Source organism: Paenibacillus sp. FSL K6-3182 (assembly GCF_037976325.1).
Classification (GTDB): domain Bacteria; phylum Bacillota; class Bacilli; order Paenibacillales; family Paenibacillaceae; genus Pristimantibacillus.
This window is the reverse complement of sequence record NZ_CP150265.1, coordinates 3,539,168-3,557,739: the sequence shown is the minus strand read 5'-3', so window position 1 is coordinate 3,557,739 and position 18,572 is coordinate 3,539,168. Positions and strand designations below refer to the sequence as shown.

The window sequence follows — 18,572 nt, the reverse complement described above, 5'->3', positions numbered from 1 at the left end:
TTATAGACTGACCATAAAAATGAAACAGCGGCGAACCATGAAGGCTGGCCTTGGTCGGAATATGCTAACAATAGTGAAACCGCAGCTGCCGTCTTTTTTGCAGTTGCGGTTGTCCATCCGTTTACTATTCGAACTTATTGAACTGTACTATCCCACTTATATAGATCGAGCTCATAACCCCTCCCTTGCCCCCCAATTTCGTGGATGCCAAGGCTGGCTACTGGCTAAAAATCGCATCCCAAAAAGAGGCCTTTTATGGATTTTTAGAATTTCAAGAACGCTATTGATTGCTTTTTGATATTTACCACCTAGTTTTGATTCATTGTCCCCCAAGCTATGATGACATCCTTGATGTGAGGATTCTTCAAGAGCATATCATGTATCGCTTGGTTTTTTTTGGCCATGAGTTCTGCATATTCTGGATTACGGGTATACTCATTCAATTTCTTTGGGTCCTGCTCGTAAATTGGAAACAAGTTTGCGATAAACACGCCTGAATATTTATTGTGACAAAAATGCAATACATTATTGATCGTCATATCTGATTCGAATTGATTTGCTCTACTTGGATATTCCACCAATCAACTTCTCGAGATTTTCCCTGTCCAGAAAAGGTGCGAGGCTTATGATCCGGTTCGCATCGATGGTACCGTCTATAACCTGGTCTACCAAACGACTTAATGTCTCACTGCTAGTAAAAGGCGCCAGTCCATTCACGGCATTCCAGCTCAAGCTTCCTTCTTCGGCTTCTTGTACCAACCGATCCACCTGTTCCCTACTCAGGAAAGGTGCGAGGCTTACGATCCGGTTCGCATCAATGGTGCCATCTACAACCCGGTCTACCAAACGACTTAATGTCTCTCTACTAATAAAGGGTGCCAGCCCTTGAATAGAATGCCAGCTCAAGCTGCTCTCTTCTGCATGTTGTACCAATCGATCTAAATGTTCTCTTCCAAGAAACGGCGCAATTCCAACAAGATTGTGCACTTCTAAGGAACCGTCAATTGATTTATCTACCAGTCGGTTTAATGTGTCACTGCTGACGAACGGAGCGAGTCCGGTAATGACATTCCACACAATCTCGCCCTCTTCTGCCTGACGAACCAGTTCATCCAATGTGTCTGTTCCAAGGAACGGAGCCAGCCTCATGATCACGTCTAACGTAAAGACGTTGCTGTCTAATCGTTCAGTAACCTTATGCAGAACGCTTGCCTTTACAAACGGCGCTACTTCTACAAGCTCTTCCACCTCCACCTCTCCGGTATTGACCATCTCTGCAACTTGTTCTGGCCTGTTCCCTGCGATCTCCTCAACGATCGTTCCTAGGTTCTGGTGTTCCCGATTTTCTGCGTTTTCTCCTGCATTAATAATGTCGTCTACCGTTTTTCCGAATAACCTCGCAAGCTGCGGAAGCGTTCCGATATCCGGTATCGAGTCGCCCCGTTCCCATTTCGATACCGCTTGATGACTTAAATTCAGTTGATCTGCAAGTTCCAATTGGGTCAGATCCTGGTCTTTGCGAAGCTTCGAAATATAAGCTCCAATTTTACGTAAGTCGAGCATCGTATTACCTCCATAAAAAAAATGTACAGTGCGCACCGTCGAATAAAGCATAGCATTTCCGCAAACGTGATTCTATCAAGCGTTGGTTGAATTGTCACATCCGCTTTATTCAACTGCCGGTAGAATTGTCCAGATTGAAAATCGCCAGTGAGGGTAGCCAGAAGATCCCGCAGCATATACGAGATCTGGAATCCACCCGACCTACACTACTTTTGTCACTTTCATTTATAGGTTTTTTCTACGAATCTTATCCATTAAACTGCCCATTAGTTTAATGAAATGAGCAGGTCACTACAGCGCCTGCTCATCGTTGTATGCTATTGAACTAAACTTACCCGTTAGTACAATGTAACTTAGTAAATATCCTCATTATTTAGAAGCTCTCTTAGCCCCGTGGTAAATTTGAGTACAGCTTTTCCTCCTGTTATAAATTCAATGTAAACACTCTCTTCATGCGAACCACCGATTTGTGCGTGAACAAAAATGGTATCTTCCTTGAAACTTATTTTTATATACCCATCAGAATCATTATCTTGAAGTTCTGCCATTATTCCTTGGTCGATACAACAAACAATACCCTCAATCTGTTCTTATCTCACGCAAGAATGAGAAGTATGTGATATGAATTTTGTTGCTCCTGTCATATCAAAAGTATAATTAATATGAACCAGATATCTTGTCGCTAGTATAAGCTTTGCAGAACCATCAATGGAAGACAATGTGACTTTGTTCGATAGAGGCAACATAATTTATTGCTCCCTTCTTACATCCTCTGTGTATCATACCTTCAAACTAAACTGCCCGTCAGCTCAACGAGGCTGCCGATTTATGTCGGCAGCCTCGTTCTTTTGATAGATAATTAAGCTATAGTTCCCCGTTTGTACAATCATTTATGTTGTGAGAAATTACATTCAAATCGCTCTACTCCAGGGTGTTTTTCTCCCAGGCTCTTAATTGTAAACCCAAGTCTACTTGAGTGATTTTAAGTAAAACATTATTCCTGCTCTGTCTACATTAGAAAATTGCAAAGGTTCATCATCCATCAAACGTCTTAATTCGTCTACTGAAATCCATCGTGGGTTCTTAGTATCATCACCTGAAGATAATAACTCCCCTTGCACTTTGCAACGGAAATAAACTCCAACTGAATCGAAAGGACCCTTTATTGTTTGATAAGCTCCAAACGGTCTTATACATTCCACTTGGAATTCTGGGTCGATTCCTGTTGTATCGACCCGTGTATCCTCGCCTTCAATTTCAACTACATCCAGTCCAGTCTCTTCCTTAACTTCCCTTATTAGAGCTTGTGTTAATGATTCATATTGCTCAATTCTGCCACCAGGAAGTTCAATTTTTTTCGTTTCACCCGCTTTATCCCTTGTCTGTACTACTATTTCTAATATTCCGTTTACTATTCTTTCAATTATGGCACGAGAATTTACTAAAAACATTTGTATCAACCCCATTTCACACTATCGAATTAACCAAAATATGGATTTGCTATATAGGATTATTCTACGCAAACTTCAAACTATCCTGCCCCATTTCAATGAAAAAAGCAGGCTGCCGTAGCACCTGCTCATCAATATGTATCATTCAACTATCGTTCCCCGTTAGCTCAACGGACTACAGCAGTTTATGTGGGGAAGTAACCTCTCCTCTTGTTATGGCGAGCTTATCTTACCGAAGCATGTGACTTGCCCGCTTTGGCCGATACGGAAAAATACCTCATCTCGCCGGGTGAGACAGGCTTTGTTTTCGGTTCACCCAACATTTTCACTGGTACGCCGTCTAGACCTTCATCCTTGCAGTCCCGTCTATATCTCCCCTCCTCCAACTTCATGTCGATAAAATCAACAACTTGCTGCAGTGATGTGATCTGGCTGATAATATTTTCACGATGACTTCTTAAGAGTTCCACAAGCTCCGGATATTCCGCTGGATCAGTATCGGCCGAGACCGCCAAAAAAGGTCGAATTTCCTCTAGCAGCATCCCCGTTTTTTTCAGGCATGCTATCAGCCGGATCGTATTGATGTCCTCCTGCCGATAGATGCGGTGCCCGTTATCCTTCCGCTCTGCGCGAGGCAGCAGCCCGATCTTTTCGTAATAACGGATCGTATCCTCAGTAATTCCGGTTTGTCCAGCGGTTTGCTTTATCGTAAAGCATTGCTCTTCCTTCATCCTGTTCCCTCCCTAAGATTGATTTTTGTACATTATACATCTTGAAGCTGGCTCTAAGTCAAATCTCTTATCCTTGGAGAAAAGCTTTGTTTTCGCGTCTTGACTTGGAGTCGACTTCAAGTTATAGAATGTGCACTATCAAATCAAATTAAAAAGGAGATGTACAATGAACAAGGACCAGAGTGAACATATCGCATTGATTACAGGCGCAAGCGCTGGGATCGGGTTAGAACTAACACGGAAATTACTGTCGGAGAACTGGCATGTGGTTGCTGTAAACCGTTCTGATTTTCCAGCCGATGATAGGAGCATCCACAATGCGGTCAAGAGCGGTTCGCTTCGAATTTATAAAACGGATGATCTCGCCGATTATGCCTGCTTGAGGCTTACTTTGGAAGAGATCAAAAGCAAAGAGCAGCGGATCGATATTTTGTTCAATAACGCCGGAGGGTCTTTTCCCGAGCTGAGCTATTCGAAACAAGGACGCGAGAAACATTATGAACTGATGACTGTCGTTCCGTATATTATTCTGATGGAATTGAAGGAACTCATTAAAATCAGTCGTTTAAAAACGGTAATCAATACCTCATCTTCAGCTCTAAAATTTACAAAAGAGTTTTCCATCGAAGACCTGGAGCATCCCAAAACCTTTCGCAAGTTGCTTGGTCCTTACGCGACCTCAAAGCTAGCTCTTTCTCTGTGGACTCTGGCCATTGCACCTCAGCTCGCCAAGAATGGTATCAAGATCCGTAGCGTTGACCCAGGTAGCAACAATACACTTAGAAAAGGGAAACAATCCGGACTACCCGTTTTGGTTGAAGTATTGATGAAGCTATTTTTCTCGCCTCCTACCCTCGGTGCCAACAAGCTGTATGAAGGGTCTCTTGGTGAACACCATCATGAGAACGGCGTATTTTTGCTAAAAGGACGGGTTGCGGAATTAAAGTTTAAAGAGCAGGCGCAGAACGTTCTGGAAAGGATTCAAGCGATTTATGAACACGAATTTCTCGTGTCTTGAAGCCCAGACCTTGAACAGAATACTGCACTAACCTACTCTTTAGCTTAATGACAGAAGGAGCAATTGCAGCAACGGCGAATTGCTCCTGGATATTACGCTATTGTCTCCCTTTAGTGCACTGTTTCCTTCAACTTTTGCAGCCGTTCAAAGTAAAACTTAGATACTTTCTCATGGACAATGGACTTACTTTGAATTGCGGGCTAGTCCATCGCAAAGTTCACAAATAAGACACTCAACTCGTTCAGCACCTGCTTACCCTGCACTAAACCTCCCGTTAGCTTAACAATTGAAAGACATTTTTTTTATCAATTGCCTCCAATATGAAAGACACCAATAACGGTTTTACCATCAACGTCATATAGCGGGATATCATAACCACCTGGGGGTCTACTGTTTTGTATAGCTAGAGCTTCCTCGGGTGTCTTAGGCTGCTCACCATCTACATCTTTTTTTAGCAAATATCCCGTAGTGCCATCCACACCTGTTGCACTAATTAAATCAGGTCCCGTTTCGTAGGAAGTGGCATCTGCAGCAGAACCGTATGTCTGTCCGTTTTTATTTTTAGGATAGTTCATATTCTTAGGGCTAATATACAAAGAACCAATTATGTTTACTCCATCAACATCATATAGTTGGACATTACGACTAAGTTCACCAAGATAATCTTTTTTCAGCAAATATCCTGCAATGCCATTCACACTTCCTGAAAAAATTAAGTCAGGCTGCATTTCAACAGAAGTGGTTTCATTGGCAGAACCGTATGTCTGTCCATTTTCATTTTCAGGATAGCTAGGAAGATTTGTGAGGCTTTGATTAATCGTGCTTTTAGCATCGCTTTGAAACGCCATAGTACCTCCCACTATGCAAATGGTTAAAACAACACCAAGAATGATTATTCTAATGTGTTTCGAGTAAACATTCATTTTCTCACTCCTTAACAATACTCGAATATTACTGAACATGTATTTCCGATTTGATCTCATTTTGACTTAAAAATTTCATTAAATCATGACTTAGCTGCAAAATCTCATTGTTAGCATTATTCGCATAATCCGGCAACATCATATCCCTAACCATATTAGTTCGTAGCCATGTCATAAAGAAAAGATCCAAAAATAAGTTTGGAAATTTAAGCACTATTTTAAGCATTGGTGGATCTATTGAAACGCCAGCTTTTTGTATTGCTCTTAGATACGCTTTTAAAGTGACTGTTATTTTGCGTGCCGTCTTTCTGGATCTGACTGTTTTTTTGTCAATTATCTTATTCTCAGAATGCAAAACGCTCAACATAGCAATGTCTGATACGGAATGTGTGATTAGATACGCCTGCATATCCTTTTTAATAACGTAGGGAAGCTTTGCTGTTTTAAATAATTTTGCTAGGTTTTCTATGCGTTCTGTCACTACACCATTCATTTCTCCAAATGCAGTTGCTACTATAATCTTTGGTAGAAATCGAGCATGCAATACTCCATCTTTAATCTGTCCGCCGAAGCCGGGAAAAGCTGGTAAAAGTCTATCCCCTACGATATCCAGCCACGAAGAAAATCCAATTGAATTACTAGTCATCGTAACTATATTTTTGCTTTGATTATCTTTTAGCGCTAACAACGCTGATTCGGACCGATCATAACGAACGGTAACGAAAATAAAATCGTATATATCGTCATTTTCGAGCGTATCAATGACATTCACTTGTATCGATCTAACTGTATCTTTTACTTTATATTGCAGGCCATTTTCTCTTAATGATTTAAATCTATTAGAATGTGCAAACAGGGTAACGTCAAACCCTGCTTCAATAAGCTTAATTGCGTACATGCTCCCGATGACACCCGCACCAAAAATTAAAATTCTATCTTGTTTTGCTGACATTTAAACCACCCCTACTTATAAACATTTCCTTTTTGATTATCAGACAACATGTTGTATGATGTGATTGTAAATCTTTATTATTCCTTGATCAACCATCAGTTTTTTATTATTTGTCGGATGATATTCTTATTCGCTAATAGGAGGGAAACATGAAAAAGCAACCCCAAATAACGGAGAAAACAAGACAAAAATTTGTAGAAGTTTTTTGTGAGTTATATAGCCAAAAGCCGATTGAGAAAATTTCGGTTCAGGAAATTGCGAATAAGTCAGGATATAACCGCAGCACCTTTTATCAATACTTTATCGACATTTACGAATTGTTAGACTCTGTTGAAAATGACTTATTGAATGACATGAAAAAAGAATTGGCGAATAAAGAGCTATCGATTCATACGGTTCAAGATACGCTCTATTGTCTGGACAAAAGAGAACATCTCCTGGTTCTTAATGCACTTTTGGGTGATTATGGAAGTGCCCGTTTTTTAAAACGCTTAAAAAATGAAATCACATTGGATCAATTAAAATTAAACGTTCCGCAAAACCATTCCTTAACGCCATACTTAATTGAGTTTTACCTGACAACTTCCCTTTCTTTATTTCGTCTTTGGCTCCAGCGTCAAAAGGATTTATCGTCAGAACAATTTTTTAAGTTAGTGGAGAACCTATATTCAAGCGGGATTACGCCCTATTTTAAAGAATGAGTCTGTCATTCAAACCAAAAGAACAAGAAAAAATCTAATGTAATTTCACATGAAAATAAGCCCACTACGCCTATACGGGCATTGTGGGCTTCTCTGCTTAATATTACTTGTAAATTGAAGTATCTAGCGGAATAATGAACCCGCCGTCAACAGCTTGTGTCACATTTATTGCGATGTTCTTTACTCCAGAAATATCTACCTCAATCGTCTGGAGATCACTATTAGGGAGAATCTTCTCTACTTTTTTAAGGAGCACATTCTTGTCATTATCCCTAATTTCAAGAATCTCCACTTCCTTGCCGATTGCAGCGAATTGCAGAACAAGCTTCTGATATTTGCCGTTAGGGCTGAGCGCGGTATATTTAATATTGGAATTAGGTGCGCTGTACAGAACTTCCTTATAATTCTTGCCGCCGTATTTGGTCAGTGCAGGGTCCTTGGTATGCAGACTGGTGTTAAAATCCTCCTGCTTCACGGAAATGCCTGCCTGCTGTTCGCCAATAATCACCTCTTTGGCTGTCCCGTCATATTTCACCGGAACATCCAGCAGCTCAGAAACAGATCGTACCGGAAGATATGTAGTTCCTTTATAAGTTATAGGAAGTACCGCTTTGCCATTGCCATCTTTGAGAGGGGTAATCTCCCCATTCACTCTGATTTTTAAATCTCCGTTTAACAACGCTTTAATTTCTTGGAGATTCGAGCTCGCGAAAGCACCTGTGCCTATGCCTACCAAAAGTATCATGGTACCGCATAAAGTCGTAACCATCTTCTTCTTCATTTCTGTTTTCCTCCTCTTGGGATGTCTTCAAATCCAGGAACTCCGGAAACAACGGTTATTGAGAGATAATTTCTCTGAAAGATGACGCTACATGTGGGATCGTCTCTTCGTTTATGGTGTTGAAGATTTTACCTTATTATATCACAAAGCCCAATACTTCATTTCTATTTCTCCCTTCTTCCAAGCTGCTGATTATCCCAACCCTTTCTAAGGGCATAGGCTCCGGAAGGATCACGCTGTCAGTTTATTTCCCTACTTCTCTCATTCCGGCTGTTCACTCTTGTATAGAAAGGTAGATGATGATTTCAGGGTTTTCAAATCCATGCTTAAGGAAACAAAATCGAGGTTTCTTCTATGTATTATCATACTTAACACGAAAAAAGGCGCTCCCGGCAGTAGTCCAGGAGCGCCTGCTTTATATTCAATTGTATATTGCCAGAACTTTCTACTGGCCTTTATTTACATCCTCCATAAAGCTCCTATAGTTTTCCACGATTTCTTTGGACCTTGTATGGTGTAGATAATGCGTGCCTTCAAATGTCATCAATTTTCCATGAACTAGATCTTTTATCTGTTCATCATGCAATTTTCCCCAGCCTTCAACATCCGTATTATTCGCTTCTAAAAAGAAAATAACAGGAAGGTCTTTCGGGAATTTCGAATTCTCAACAGCGGCAAAATTAGGCTTGAAATTTTCCCCTTCACTAATGATATTGGGGTTCATCATATTTTTGAGAGAGATTATTCTAATCTGCTCTCTCATTTCATCATTAACTTCTGGTGCAATAAGCTGATCGTCGGTTAGTTTCGATAACAATCGCAAGAAACCAGTCTTTTTGAGTATTTTATAAACATCTGATGGAAATGGTTCATCTAAACCGCCTTGTGTTGGAACACTGCTGTCTATCCCAACAAATGCTGTAACTTCATTCTCATATTTGTTCACATAATCTAGACCGTAAATACCAGCTATAGAGTGGCCCATTAACGTGTAGCGGTTAATATTTAGCTGTTGCAGCGCTTCATGAATTTCTTTCACTATATTTTCAGTAGTACGTTCTTTTTCTGTAACATCACTTAAGCCATACCCAAATGGCTCAATCACGACTACTTTGTAAAATGGTGCCAACTCATCAATTAGTGGTTTGAAATCAAGCGCTGGCGCTCCTGTTCCGTAACCAGGCAGCAGGACAACCGTTTCTGTGCCATCCCCTTGAATTAAAACATTCATATTTTTTCCATCTACAGGTACAAGCTGACCATAAGATACGATTTTATCTTTGTCCGTTTTATTGCTGATGATATTAACGATAAAAACGACGGCTAGAAAAACTACAATAGCTATAATAATGACAATTACAGCTTTAAGTAAAAATCTAAGTATTTTTTTCATCATTCATTTTCTCCCCTTATTCTACATTCTTTGTTTTAACCAATTCAGTTGAATCTCCGATAAATCACCTGCTTATTTATATAGCTTTGCTTTTGTCTTCCTCATACTAACAAACCACTCTTAGATCTTGTGTAACTCAGTTTTAACTAGACCTTAACTCTTATTCATTATTGGAGCCAACAATTAAGCTTCCATTAAGATTACAGCTAAGATTACAGCAGATAGGTTCGTTCTTCTTCAAATTCGGCGAAATGGATACCTGTTTAAACATGTAAAGACCGCCTTTAATCAAGGGCGGTCTCATCAAGAGCTACAACGCTATTGGTTCATTTTCTACATGAATCATTCTTTTGGAGAAGAGCTGCTTAAATCCTTAAACGCTTCTATAAAAGACACTGGATCTGCGGATATCATATACGAGAAAACACCCTGCAGCGTGTGCAAATAGAAAATACCACCATCCCCGCCAATCGGTTTAAAAGATAGATCGAATACTTCCGTTATCGGAAACTCACGGTACTTAGTAACAATTTTCTCTTTGTATAAATACATAAGACGTTCATCCACTACTGTTTTTTGTTCTACACTTGTGATTTCTCTTTTCACTTTATAATAATGCTGGATAGCAATACAATTCATATTTACTCCTCAATGCTTCGTCATTAACGACAACTATACCAAATAGTCTCTACACTTTACAAAAAAATGACCGGAAAGAGACACTCTCTTCCGATCATTTTATTAAGAATTAGGATAATTTTGGCCAAACCCGTTGTTTTAATCATTCATATACATATAATGATGCTTGATAAAGTCCCAGCCCAGTTAACTTTTCAATTTCCCATTTCTTCTATCGAGCACATACTGATACAAACCGATCGATACAGTAAGCCATGTCCCACTAGCCAAATATCCACCTACAATATCACTTGGAAAATGGACCCCTAAATAAATCCGGCTAATCCCTATCCCCAGTATCATAACTGAACCAACTAAGATCAAAATGATACGCCAATACGCCTTCGGAATATGCTTCCATAATAGAAAAATGATAATCCCGTAAAAAGTGAAAGCGGCCATGGAATGTCCACTCGGAAAACTGTAGCCATTTTCTTCAATAATGCGGTAAATCGTTGGCCTGACACGTTGAAAACTCAATTTTAGCACACTATTTAAAATGGTTGATCCAATTAAGATTCCTGCAAAAAAGTACAGTTCTCTTCTATATTGCAATTTTGCTAATACGACTAACATGATGATGGCTAAAATAGAAACCATAACTCCTGATCCAATAAACGAAAAAAACTTCATTATCGCTGTAAGAGTATCAGATTCCGATCCTTGAATTTTACTGATGATGCTCTGATCAAAATTTGCAATTCGCTGATCGCCAATCCAAATGGATATCCATATGAACCCGATTGCACCCATTAAACTTAACAAAAATGCACGTGTAAAAACGAAAGTGAAATTCATCCTGCAGCACTCTCCATACTCTGAATAATTAGACTGAAAAAATGATGTACATACACTACTACGTCTAATTGGACAAACAGGCTCCAATTCATCGATTTTTTGTAGGTATGAAATGGACAGATCCTGCTCACCCTATAATGCTGGAGGTGATGACATTGACAGGAAGAAACAATAAACCTGATAATGATGGACCAGCTTCAAGTCCATCCAGGCTCGATCAATTTGGTGATAAACAAAGCAGAAACGACGAAGCTATACCGAAGAAAAAGGACAAAAGCTGCTAATTTAATGTTTAGGCAGCTCCGATAAAAAGAGCTGCCTTTACTATCTGAGCGCTAAATTACAAAAATGGAACATATGTTCCCTAGTCGCAAAACGAGCATATTGGTGATAAAAACCATTAATTTTAGTCAATTCACCCAATTTTTAATGCAATAGCTCCTATCAGGTCGGCATTTAAGTAAATTTTGCCCAAGATGATGAAAAATATCATCTAATTAGGCTGAATTATACGAGAACATTCGTTCTACACCCGTATTTCGGATCATTTTTATACATAAATCGATACAAATACGCTGTATTTTCTCTCATTCCCCACAAAAAACAGAGAGCGATTCAACAAATATATTGCTAAAAATTAAATTTCATCAAAAAAAAAGACCACGACAGCAATTATTATGCTGTCGCAGTCTTTTGAGAAATCAAAAGTTAATCCCAAGGATAAGTAACCGTCAAAAATCCAGCAAACTTTTTGCTTTCATCTCTTCTCACCTTGCGCATGTCCGCTCGGTGCTCAGCTGTCTCGAACAATTTTATTTCCTCTTCCGATTCCGGTACAACGATTGGTACAGGAACGGGCTTCCGATTCTCATCCAGTGCAACAAAGGTTAAAAAAGAGGTTGCTGCAATTTTCCGTTCGCCGCTTAGCAAATCCTCTTTGATTACCTTCACAAACACCTCTACTGAGGTTCGGCCTGTCCACGTTACGAATGCTTCTAAGCATACCGAATCTGAAGGCCTGATGGGATGCAAAAAATCAACAGAGTCTGTGGAGGCGGTCACGACTGAACGCCGGCAATGCTTGGTTGCTGCAATCGAAGCAATATCGTCGATGTAAGCCATTAGTTTCCCGCCAAACAATGTATTGTGATTGTTGACGTCCGGCGGAAATACTCTTGCCGTTTTGTAACATCTGGACTCGCGTGAATGCCTCTGCTCCATTGATGATTATTCCCCTTTTTTAAATACGGATAATAGCTGGGAGATCGCTCTCTCCTGCTCAACTTCCAAACAGAAATCAACAGGACGGCCTACAACCGAACGTACTCTTCGATCCGTAATGATCATCCCTGCCGTTAAACCTTCACCACAGTCAATAACCGCATTCATCGTTTCTATTTTCACGAGAGAAGGATTAATAGCTACAATAACAGCTAACGGATCATGCATTGCACATTCGCCGTCAAAGTGATTGGAAAATGCATAAAATTCAAAATAACGCTCTAAAGCGACATTTAGGAAATCAAGGATTTCATGTTTATCATCAGCAATCTCGCGTGATAATTGCTCCATATGTGTTTTTGTAAGACGAGTCTTCTGTGTTACATCCAAGCCGACAATTGTAATTGGAAGCTCTGATTCGAATACAAGCGCTGCTGCCTCTGGATCACCGTACAGATTTGCTTCGCTCACCGGTGTAATGTTACCTGGTGCGAACACTGTTCCACCCATAATAACGACCTTTTTGAATTTCGTCACAATGGAAGGATCAAGCTGTAAAGCAAGCGCTAGATTCGTTTGTCTGCCAACGGTTACAAGAATAAGCTCTCCTGGGCTCTCATTCACTTTCTGAACGATGAATTCCGCTGCAGATATACCCACCAGAGGCTTCTGATGAGTTGGCGGCAATTCTGCATCGCCGATGCCATTATGTCCATGAATATGAGCGACAGCGCCTGGGAACACACGCTTGAGCGGACCTGAAGCACCCTTCGCAACAGGAACCTCATAACCGCAATTTGCAACTTGAATGACACGCAGCGTATTTTCCGTAGCTTGTTCAACGTCGATATTCCCAAATCCCGTCGTAATACCCTCTACCTTAATCTCTGGTGAAAGCAGTGCATATAAGATGGCTAAAGCATCATCAATGCCTGTATCAACGTCAAGCAACATCCTGTTTATCTTCGACATATTATGATACCTCCCTTTTCTATCGTTCATTGTAAACGAATAAAGCTTGAAAAACCAATTAAAATATAAAGTTTGTGCTTCCCTTCAAAATTACATCTTGATTTTGGAATGATTAACCAAAGAAATGACTAATATACACCATAACAAGCAGCCCTATGATAAAGGAATAGGTTGCAGAACGTTCATAACCATGTCCATGTGTCTCAGGAATCAGCTCCTTATAGACGATGAACAACATAGCACCAGATGCAAACGCAAGTCCATAGCCAATAAGCCCAGCCACATAACTTGCAGCAAAATAACCGACTATCGCAGAGACAACCTCCATTAGACCCGTCAAGGTTACGATTAGCATAAGCTTCAGCTTGCTCACCTTGGAATGAATAAGGAAGATGGCAAGGACGAGCCCTTCCGGCATGTTCTGAGCCCCGATTGCAATAGCTACCATCGGTCCAAGTCCGCCATTCGCACTAGCATAACTAAAGCCGGTGCTTAAGCCCTCCGGAATGTTATGGATGATTAATGCAAATATGACGAGCAGCGACTTGCTGTCAAAGGATGAGATCCCTCTTTTTTGCTCAATATCGATATGGGGTAGATTTTTTTCAATGAGGTCAAGCGCAATCACGCCAATTAAAAGTCCTAACGTCAGTGGGATTAGCCCAGATTCCTTGAGAGCTTGCGGCAGCAAGCCAAAGGTAGACGCAGAAACCATGATGCCAGCTGTAAAAGCAATCAATATGTCCTTCCATTTTTCCGAAAGACTTTTGACGAAGAGCAGCGGAACCGCGCCTAGCACGGTAGCCATTGCAGAAATAAAGCTTCCTATGAGTGCTTCTACCATGTTGTCTCTCCTTAGCGGGTCGATCACTACCCAAAAACTGTTTCCTTATTTTATACGAATAATGCGATTTCCATCCTTTTCTTACGTTGACAGTCCTTGTTTAACAAGGTTCATAAAATACGTCTGGTGATCAGGGTGACATGCAATTAAATAAGGCTCTTCATTTACGCCCTTAAAGGGATTGCCATCGTAATCAATGACAACGCCGCCGGCTTCCTGAACCATTACAATACCAGAATATAGATCCTCACCCTCCGAGTTGTAAACGATGATTGCATCCAAATCCCCTCTGGCAAGCATCGTCCATTGCAGCGTTGGCGCCCACAGCCGCATCATCCGCTTCGTGTTAACGTCTATGTAATGCCTAAGCGTTACGGCACGCTGTTCATTTTGCACCGCATGACCTTGTATCCAGCCAACTCTCGCTTTTGCAAAAGCCTTTGATTGTTTCATATGTATTGGCCAAGCATTGCATAAAGTGCCTTCGCCTGAGCTTGCCACGTACAAACGATCTGTCATCGGCTCATAAATGACCGCCAACACCGGTTTAAAGTTATAAGAGAGCGTGATCGAGATGCCGAACAACGGCAATCCTACCGCAAAATTATTAGTTCCATCAAGGGGATCGACCAACCACAGCCATTCGCTAGTCAGATCATTCTCGCCATATTCCTCTGATCGAATGCGATGATCGGGGAATACGCTTCTAATCTTATTTAGAATGATGCTCTCTGCCAAATAATCGACTTCCGTAACGATATCGCCATGGTCGCCTTTCTCTTCATAATGATCCAATGTTCCAAACTTCTCGCGTGTTAGCCGGCCCGCTTCATAAGCTGCAGCAATAGCAACCTCTCTAGCCGTATTTAATATCAATTGATCCAATATTTCAGCCCCTTCACATGTCTCTTATTCAACCGTATCTAACTAATTTCCTCAGTCTTAGCAGAATAAAAGTGCAGACGATTTCCAAATGGATCTGTAATGCTCACTTGATTCCATTCTTCATCAAAGCCTGGTCTAGCGAAATTATATTTTTTGGCTAACAAATGCTCTTGAAGCGCCTTGGCATTGTCGACTTCAATGCGGATTGCTGAACCAGGCGTACTATCGCCATAATGCTCCGATAAATGGATGACACAATCGCCATTAGAGATTTGCATGTAGAGCGGCAAGTCTGGCTCAAAACGATGCTCCCAATCGCATTTAAATTCCAAGAAATTGAAATAAAAGTCTCGTGCTTTTGCTTCATCAAAAATGCGAAGAATCGGTACGGTTGATTTCATATGAAAAGTCATCATTATACAACTCCTTGTCCAGTGTCCTATCTTCCATGATTATACATGGATTTCAAAAGGTACGGAAGGCATGCCACAGAGAAAAGGACTGTACCCCAATGCACAATTCGCACGGAGGTACAGCCCTTTGTTCAACTCTACTGCTATTATTTCACAATGCTTTCCAATACATCATCAATGACTTGCGAGTAAGCAATCGTACCTGCGTACAACCAGCTTGATGTGCTTGGGTACTCATAAATTTTACCGTTTTTCACAGCAGGGATGTTTTTCCAGATTGGATCGCTTAATGCTTGCGAATCCGCATCTGTGCCGCTGTTAACGAGGAACAAATGGTCAGCATCAAGTTCAGCTAGTTTTTCTAGCGAAATGGCGTTCCAGTTGCCCGTTCCTGTTGCAGAAACTTCTTTTACAACCTCTGGAACAGTCAAACCTAATTGATTATAAAGAAGATCACCACTCGATAGCTTTTCACTTACGATATAAAAGTTGCCTTGTACAAACCAAAGAGCTGCAGCTGATTCACCTGGGATTGCGCTTTGCAATTTTTCTTTAGCAGCTTTCGCTTTTGCATCATACTCATCCAAAGCTTTTTGCGCTTCTGCACTCTTTCCAAAAACCTCTCCGATTTTCAGCAAAGTAGCACGCCAGTCAGCAATCAATTTATTGCCAATGGTGAAGGTTGGAGCAATTTTGGAGTATTGCGCAAATTTATCGCCTTCCACATTCGCATCATATGCCATAAGAATAAGGTCTGGTTCAAAGCTTGTTACGGCTTCGAATGGAAGATCATACGGTATAGTTGGAACGTCAGCAAGTGAATCATGCAAGTAATCTTGAATACCGTTAGGAACGGACCACTGAGCAACTGGCTTAATGCCTATAGCTACTAAGTGATCTTCTAAATAAGAAGCGATGACGCGCTGAGGATTAGCTGGAATGGTAACCTCGTTACCTAATGCATCTGTTAGTTTTCTATCTGTTGGCGCATCTGTTGGAGCCACTGTAGCAGCAGGTGTATTATTTGTTTTATTACCTCCGCAAGCTGCTAGACAAATGGATAGGACAATCAAACTCATAAATACAAGTACAAATCTCTTGTTGCGGTTACTCACGATAGTTCCCCCTGTAAGACGATATATGGCTGTGAAGTAAAAATAGTTTCACCTCAAAAGTCATCTAATGATAACAATTATCATTTTCATTGTCAACTGGGTTTTCAAGTTGAACCGCAACCGTCCTACTTTTTCTAACGATGCTCGATAAACTGTTCGATTGTTTGATATAGCTCTTCCTTTTCGGTACCGCGAATATTATGAGCGGACTCAAAAAACTCTTTAACCGTTATATTGCTGAACAACTGCTTGTAATGAATTAGATCCGCATCGCTAAGCAATGATCCCTCTAGCATCCCTCTCATAACAAGAACAGGCAGTTTAAGCTTCACATCCAGCTGCAGCTGTGAAGAGTCCCGTTCAATGCCGATAACCGCTTGTTCTCTTATTTTCTCTTTCCGCTTCATCGGCTTCAAATAATTAAAAATATAATCGTGACGCCATTCCGCCGACATTTGTTTATGCTCTGCAGGATAATCTTCTAAAATAAGTGATTCTAAGTGATGCTCGTTCGTTTGAGCATAACCAAGCGCATAAGATACACCGCGAGAGTATCCCATCAGATGAAAGCGATCCACGGCAGCAGCTTCAACAACAGCTGAAAGATCTGCTATGTGATCTTTTAGATCGTAATGACTAAACGGCGTATCGCTTTGTCCTCTCCCGCGGAACGAGAGAACAATTGCTCTTCGAGGCAATAAATATAACAATAAATCCTCATATTCTTCAGCTGTTTCCGATAACCCTGGGCATATGATTAATGGGGTTAATTTTTGATCTGCATCTGGTTTTGAATCTAAGTAATGAATTTGAACATCTTGATTTATAGCGATTTTCGATTCGATCACTGACTCTCCCCCTCTCTACGTTTCTAATTAGACTTAACGTTCTCTTGCTATAACAAAGCCTTTATCCGTAGAGGTAAATCCAATTCTCGGGTAATAGTCGACAGCTGAAGGCGCAGACAACAAGACAAGTGACACTTCCGCACCAAGTGTTTGCCTAAGTCGCTCTACCAGCTCCTTGCCGATGCCTAATCTTTGGTAGTCGTGATCAATTGCCAAATCAGACAGATAGCAGCAATAGGAATAGTCTGTAATCGCCCGCGCTATTCCGACCAGTTTATTGCCGTCCCATGCACTAATAATGATATCTGCATGTTCGATCATTTTTTGCAAGCGTTCTAAATCTTGATAGGGTCTTTTAATCCCAGAGCTCGCAAATACTTGCGACAAGTCTTGCGCGGACAAATTTTTATCGTTCTGATAATGTATCATAACTATTCCTCTCTCCTTTGCTTATTGATTCCCATGATTATACATCTTAAGTTCATATTAGGGTAGATTGTTTTTATCATCCCTTTTGCCATTGAAATCATTTTTGAAAACTATGAAAATACGCCTATCTATCCTCTTCACTAGCATAATTGGGGTAATCCCTAGTCCCTTTTCTGGCAAAAAGAAATACATATATAGGAGCAATAGCTTTATAGGAGGGATTATATTTTGATAGCTTCTGCAAAATCACCCACAGTGCAGCTTCAGACTGTGAGCAAAAAACGGAAAAAAATAGTGAGTAAAAAGAGAAATGTCGTTATTCATGGCAAGCTGCACTTACAACATAGCAATGGCAGTCTGAGCAATACGGAATGTAAGCCTAAAGTTGTGCGGAAACACAAAAACAGAAAGACCGATCGCTGCCACCTTAATGTACAGAAAAAGGGATGTCCAAGTGGGCAAAGAGGTTTGCAAGGCCCTGCCGGTCCAACCGGTCTTACAGGTCCTCAAGGCTCAGCAGGAGCACAAGGAGCGGCTGGAGCTGTTGGTCCTCAAGGCATTCAAGGACCACAAGGCGTTCCCGGTCCATTAGGACCGCAGGGCCTTCAGGGTCCTCAAGGCGTTCAAGGTCCCCCGGGTCCGTCAAGCGAGTTTGACTTTACAGAACTCATTACACTACTTAACGGCTACCTTATTGTTGGCACTATCATTAATGTCATGACACCGGGACAGCCGACCGGGTTCACTGGAACAGTAATCAGCGTGCAATCGACACTAGTCCAATTAAACACGGTCGCAGGCACTTTGATGTTCATCCCGCTTTCCTTCATCACGAACATTGAAACAATATCATAAC

23 protein-coding genes are annotated in these 18,572 nt (G+C 40.9%); 4 read left to right on the top strand and 19 right to left on the bottom strand.

Annotation, left to right across the window (positions count from 1 at the left end):
• Positions 1-308: 308 nt before the first annotated feature.
• The 5 genes from MHH56_RS15525 to MHH56_RS15505 all read right to left on the bottom strand — a co-directional run bounded on the left by MHH56_RS15525 (position 309) and on the right by MHH56_RS15505 (position 3,745).
• A complete protein-coding gene (locus MHH56_RS15525) occupies positions 309-539 on the bottom strand; it encodes a DUF1643 domain-containing protein (protein WP_339209188.1) in 231 nt (76 codons plus the stop codon).
• A gap of 22 nt (positions 540-561) precedes the next feature.
• Positions 562-1,563 carry a helix-turn-helix transcriptional regulator gene (locus MHH56_RS15520; RefSeq protein ID WP_339209187.1) on the bottom strand — a complete coding sequence of 334 codons (1,002 nt, stop codon included), beginning with the start codon at positions 1,561-1,563 and terminating at the stop codon, positions 562-564.
• Positions 1,564-1,916: 353 nt separating this feature from the next.
• The gene (locus MHH56_RS15515; RefSeq protein ID WP_339209186.1) at positions 1,917-2,111 is read right to left on the bottom strand and encodes a hypothetical protein; all 195 of its coding nucleotides are present in this window, start codon (positions 2,109-2,111) and stop codon (positions 1,917-1,919) included.
• Positions 2,112-2,531: 420 nt separating this feature from the next.
• Positions 2,532-3,014, bottom strand: a complete 483-nt coding sequence (locus tag MHH56_RS15510) for an NUDIX hydrolase (protein WP_339209183.1) — start codon at positions 3,012-3,014, stop codon at positions 2,532-2,534.
• Positions 3,015-3,238: 224 nt separating this feature from the next.
• The gene (locus MHH56_RS15505) at positions 3,239-3,745 is read right to left on the bottom strand and encodes a MerR family transcriptional regulator (RefSeq protein WP_339209182.1); all 507 of its coding nucleotides are present in this window, start codon (positions 3,743-3,745) and stop codon (positions 3,239-3,241) included.
• Between the two features lie 166 nt (positions 3,746-3,911).
• On the opposite strand from MHH56_RS15505, the gene MHH56_RS15500 reads away from it, so the two are divergent.
• The gene (locus MHH56_RS15500) at positions 3,912-4,763 is read left to right on the top strand and encodes an SDR family NAD(P)-dependent oxidoreductase (RefSeq protein ID WP_339209180.1); all 852 of its coding nucleotides are present in this window, start codon (positions 3,912-3,914) and stop codon (positions 4,761-4,763) included.
• Between the two features lie 305 nt (positions 4,764-5,068).
• Here MHH56_RS15500 and MHH56_RS15495 read toward each other — a convergent pair whose 3' ends face one another.
• Positions 5,069-5,686 (bottom strand): hypothetical protein, encoded by a 618-nt coding sequence (locus MHH56_RS15495; protein WP_339209178.1) that lies wholly within the window; start codon positions 5,684-5,686, stop codon positions 5,069-5,071.
• A 28-nt stretch (positions 5,687-5,714) separates the two neighbouring features.
• Positions 5,715-6,638 (bottom strand): 2-dehydropantoate 2-reductase N-terminal domain-containing protein, encoded by a 924-nt coding sequence (locus MHH56_RS15490; RefSeq protein WP_339209177.1) that lies wholly within the window; start codon positions 6,636-6,638, stop codon positions 5,715-5,717.
• 149 nt (positions 6,639-6,787) lie between these two features.
• Here MHH56_RS15490 and MHH56_RS15485 point away from each other — a divergent pair, with 149 nt between their 5' ends.
• Complete coding sequence (locus tag MHH56_RS15485) at positions 6,788-7,339, top strand: TetR/AcrR family transcriptional regulator (protein WP_339209174.1); 552 nt, start codon at positions 6,788-6,790, stop codon at positions 7,337-7,339.
• 103 nt (positions 7,340-7,442) lie between these two features.
• Here MHH56_RS15485 and MHH56_RS15480 read toward each other — a convergent pair whose 3' ends face one another.
• The 4 genes from MHH56_RS15480 to MHH56_RS15465 form a co-directional block, all read right to left on the bottom strand.
• Entirely contained in the window at positions 7,443-8,120 is a 678-nt protein-coding gene (locus MHH56_RS15480) for a stalk domain-containing protein (protein WP_339209172.1), read from the bottom strand.
• Positions 8,121-8,565: 445 nt separating this feature from the next.
• Complete coding sequence (locus MHH56_RS15475; protein ID WP_339209170.1) at positions 8,566-9,516, bottom strand: alpha/beta hydrolase; 951 nt, start codon at positions 9,514-9,516, stop codon at positions 8,566-8,568.
• 339 nt (positions 9,517-9,855) lie between these two features.
• Entirely contained in the window at positions 9,856-10,152 is a 297-nt protein-coding gene (locus tag MHH56_RS15470) for a hypothetical protein (protein ID WP_339209169.1), read from the bottom strand.
• A gap of 186 nt (positions 10,153-10,338) precedes the next feature.
• Positions 10,339-10,989 (bottom strand): phosphatase PAP2 family protein, encoded by a 651-nt coding sequence (locus MHH56_RS15465; protein WP_339209167.1) that lies wholly within the window; start codon positions 10,987-10,989, stop codon positions 10,339-10,341.
• 155 nt (positions 10,990-11,144) lie between these two features.
• Here MHH56_RS15465 and MHH56_RS15460 point away from each other — a divergent pair, with 155 nt between their 5' ends.
• Positions 11,145-11,273, top strand: a complete 129-nt coding sequence (locus MHH56_RS15460; RefSeq protein WP_256710960.1) for a hypothetical protein — start codon at positions 11,145-11,147, stop codon at positions 11,271-11,273.
• A gap of 424 nt (positions 11,274-11,697) precedes the next feature.
• On the opposite strand, the gene MHH56_RS15455 is transcribed toward MHH56_RS15460, so the two are convergent.
• The 8 genes from MHH56_RS15455 to MHH56_RS15420 form a co-directional block, all read right to left on the bottom strand.
• On the bottom strand, positions 11,698-12,210 hold the full coding sequence (locus tag MHH56_RS15455) for an acyl-CoA thioesterase (RefSeq protein WP_339209163.1): 513 nt from the start codon (positions 12,208-12,210) through the stop codon (positions 11,698-11,700).
• 6 nt (positions 12,211-12,216) lie between these two features.
• A complete protein-coding gene (locus MHH56_RS15450) occupies positions 12,217-13,182 on the bottom strand; it encodes a nucleoside hydrolase (RefSeq protein WP_339209161.1) in 966 nt (321 codons plus the stop codon).
• A 112-nt stretch (positions 13,183-13,294) separates the two neighbouring features.
• Complete coding sequence (locus MHH56_RS15445) at positions 13,295-14,026, bottom strand: ZIP family metal transporter (protein WP_054024887.1); 732 nt, start codon at positions 14,024-14,026, stop codon at positions 13,295-13,297.
• Positions 14,027-14,107: 81 nt separating this feature from the next.
• Entirely contained in the window at positions 14,108-14,911 is an 804-nt protein-coding gene (locus MHH56_RS15440) for an inositol monophosphatase family protein (RefSeq protein WP_339209158.1), read from the bottom strand.
• A gap of 38 nt (positions 14,912-14,949) precedes the next feature.
• Positions 14,950-15,327, bottom strand: a complete 378-nt coding sequence (locus tag MHH56_RS15435; protein WP_339209156.1) for a glyoxalase superfamily protein — start codon at positions 15,325-15,327, stop codon at positions 14,950-14,952.
• Between the two features lie 143 nt (positions 15,328-15,470).
• Positions 15,471-16,439 carry an ABC transporter substrate-binding protein gene (locus tag MHH56_RS15430; RefSeq protein WP_339209154.1) on the bottom strand — a complete coding sequence of 323 codons (969 nt, stop codon included), beginning with the start codon at positions 16,437-16,439 and terminating at the stop codon, positions 15,471-15,473.
• A 134-nt stretch (positions 16,440-16,573) separates the two neighbouring features.
• Complete coding sequence (locus MHH56_RS15425) at positions 16,574-17,287, bottom strand: alpha/beta hydrolase (protein WP_339209152.1); 714 nt, start codon at positions 17,285-17,287, stop codon at positions 16,574-16,576.
• Positions 17,288-17,320: 33 nt separating this feature from the next.
• On the bottom strand, positions 17,321-17,716 hold the full coding sequence (locus tag MHH56_RS15420) for a GNAT family N-acetyltransferase (protein WP_339209150.1): 396 nt from the start codon (positions 17,714-17,716) through the stop codon (positions 17,321-17,323).
• Positions 17,717-17,944: 228 nt separating this feature from the next.
• On the opposite strand from MHH56_RS15420, the gene MHH56_RS15415 reads away from it, so the two are divergent.
• Positions 17,945-18,571 carry a hypothetical protein gene (locus MHH56_RS15415; protein ID WP_339209149.1) on the top strand — a complete coding sequence of 209 codons (627 nt, stop codon included), beginning with the start codon at positions 17,945-17,947 and terminating at the stop codon, positions 18,569-18,571.
• Position 18,572: the final 1 nt, after the last annotated feature.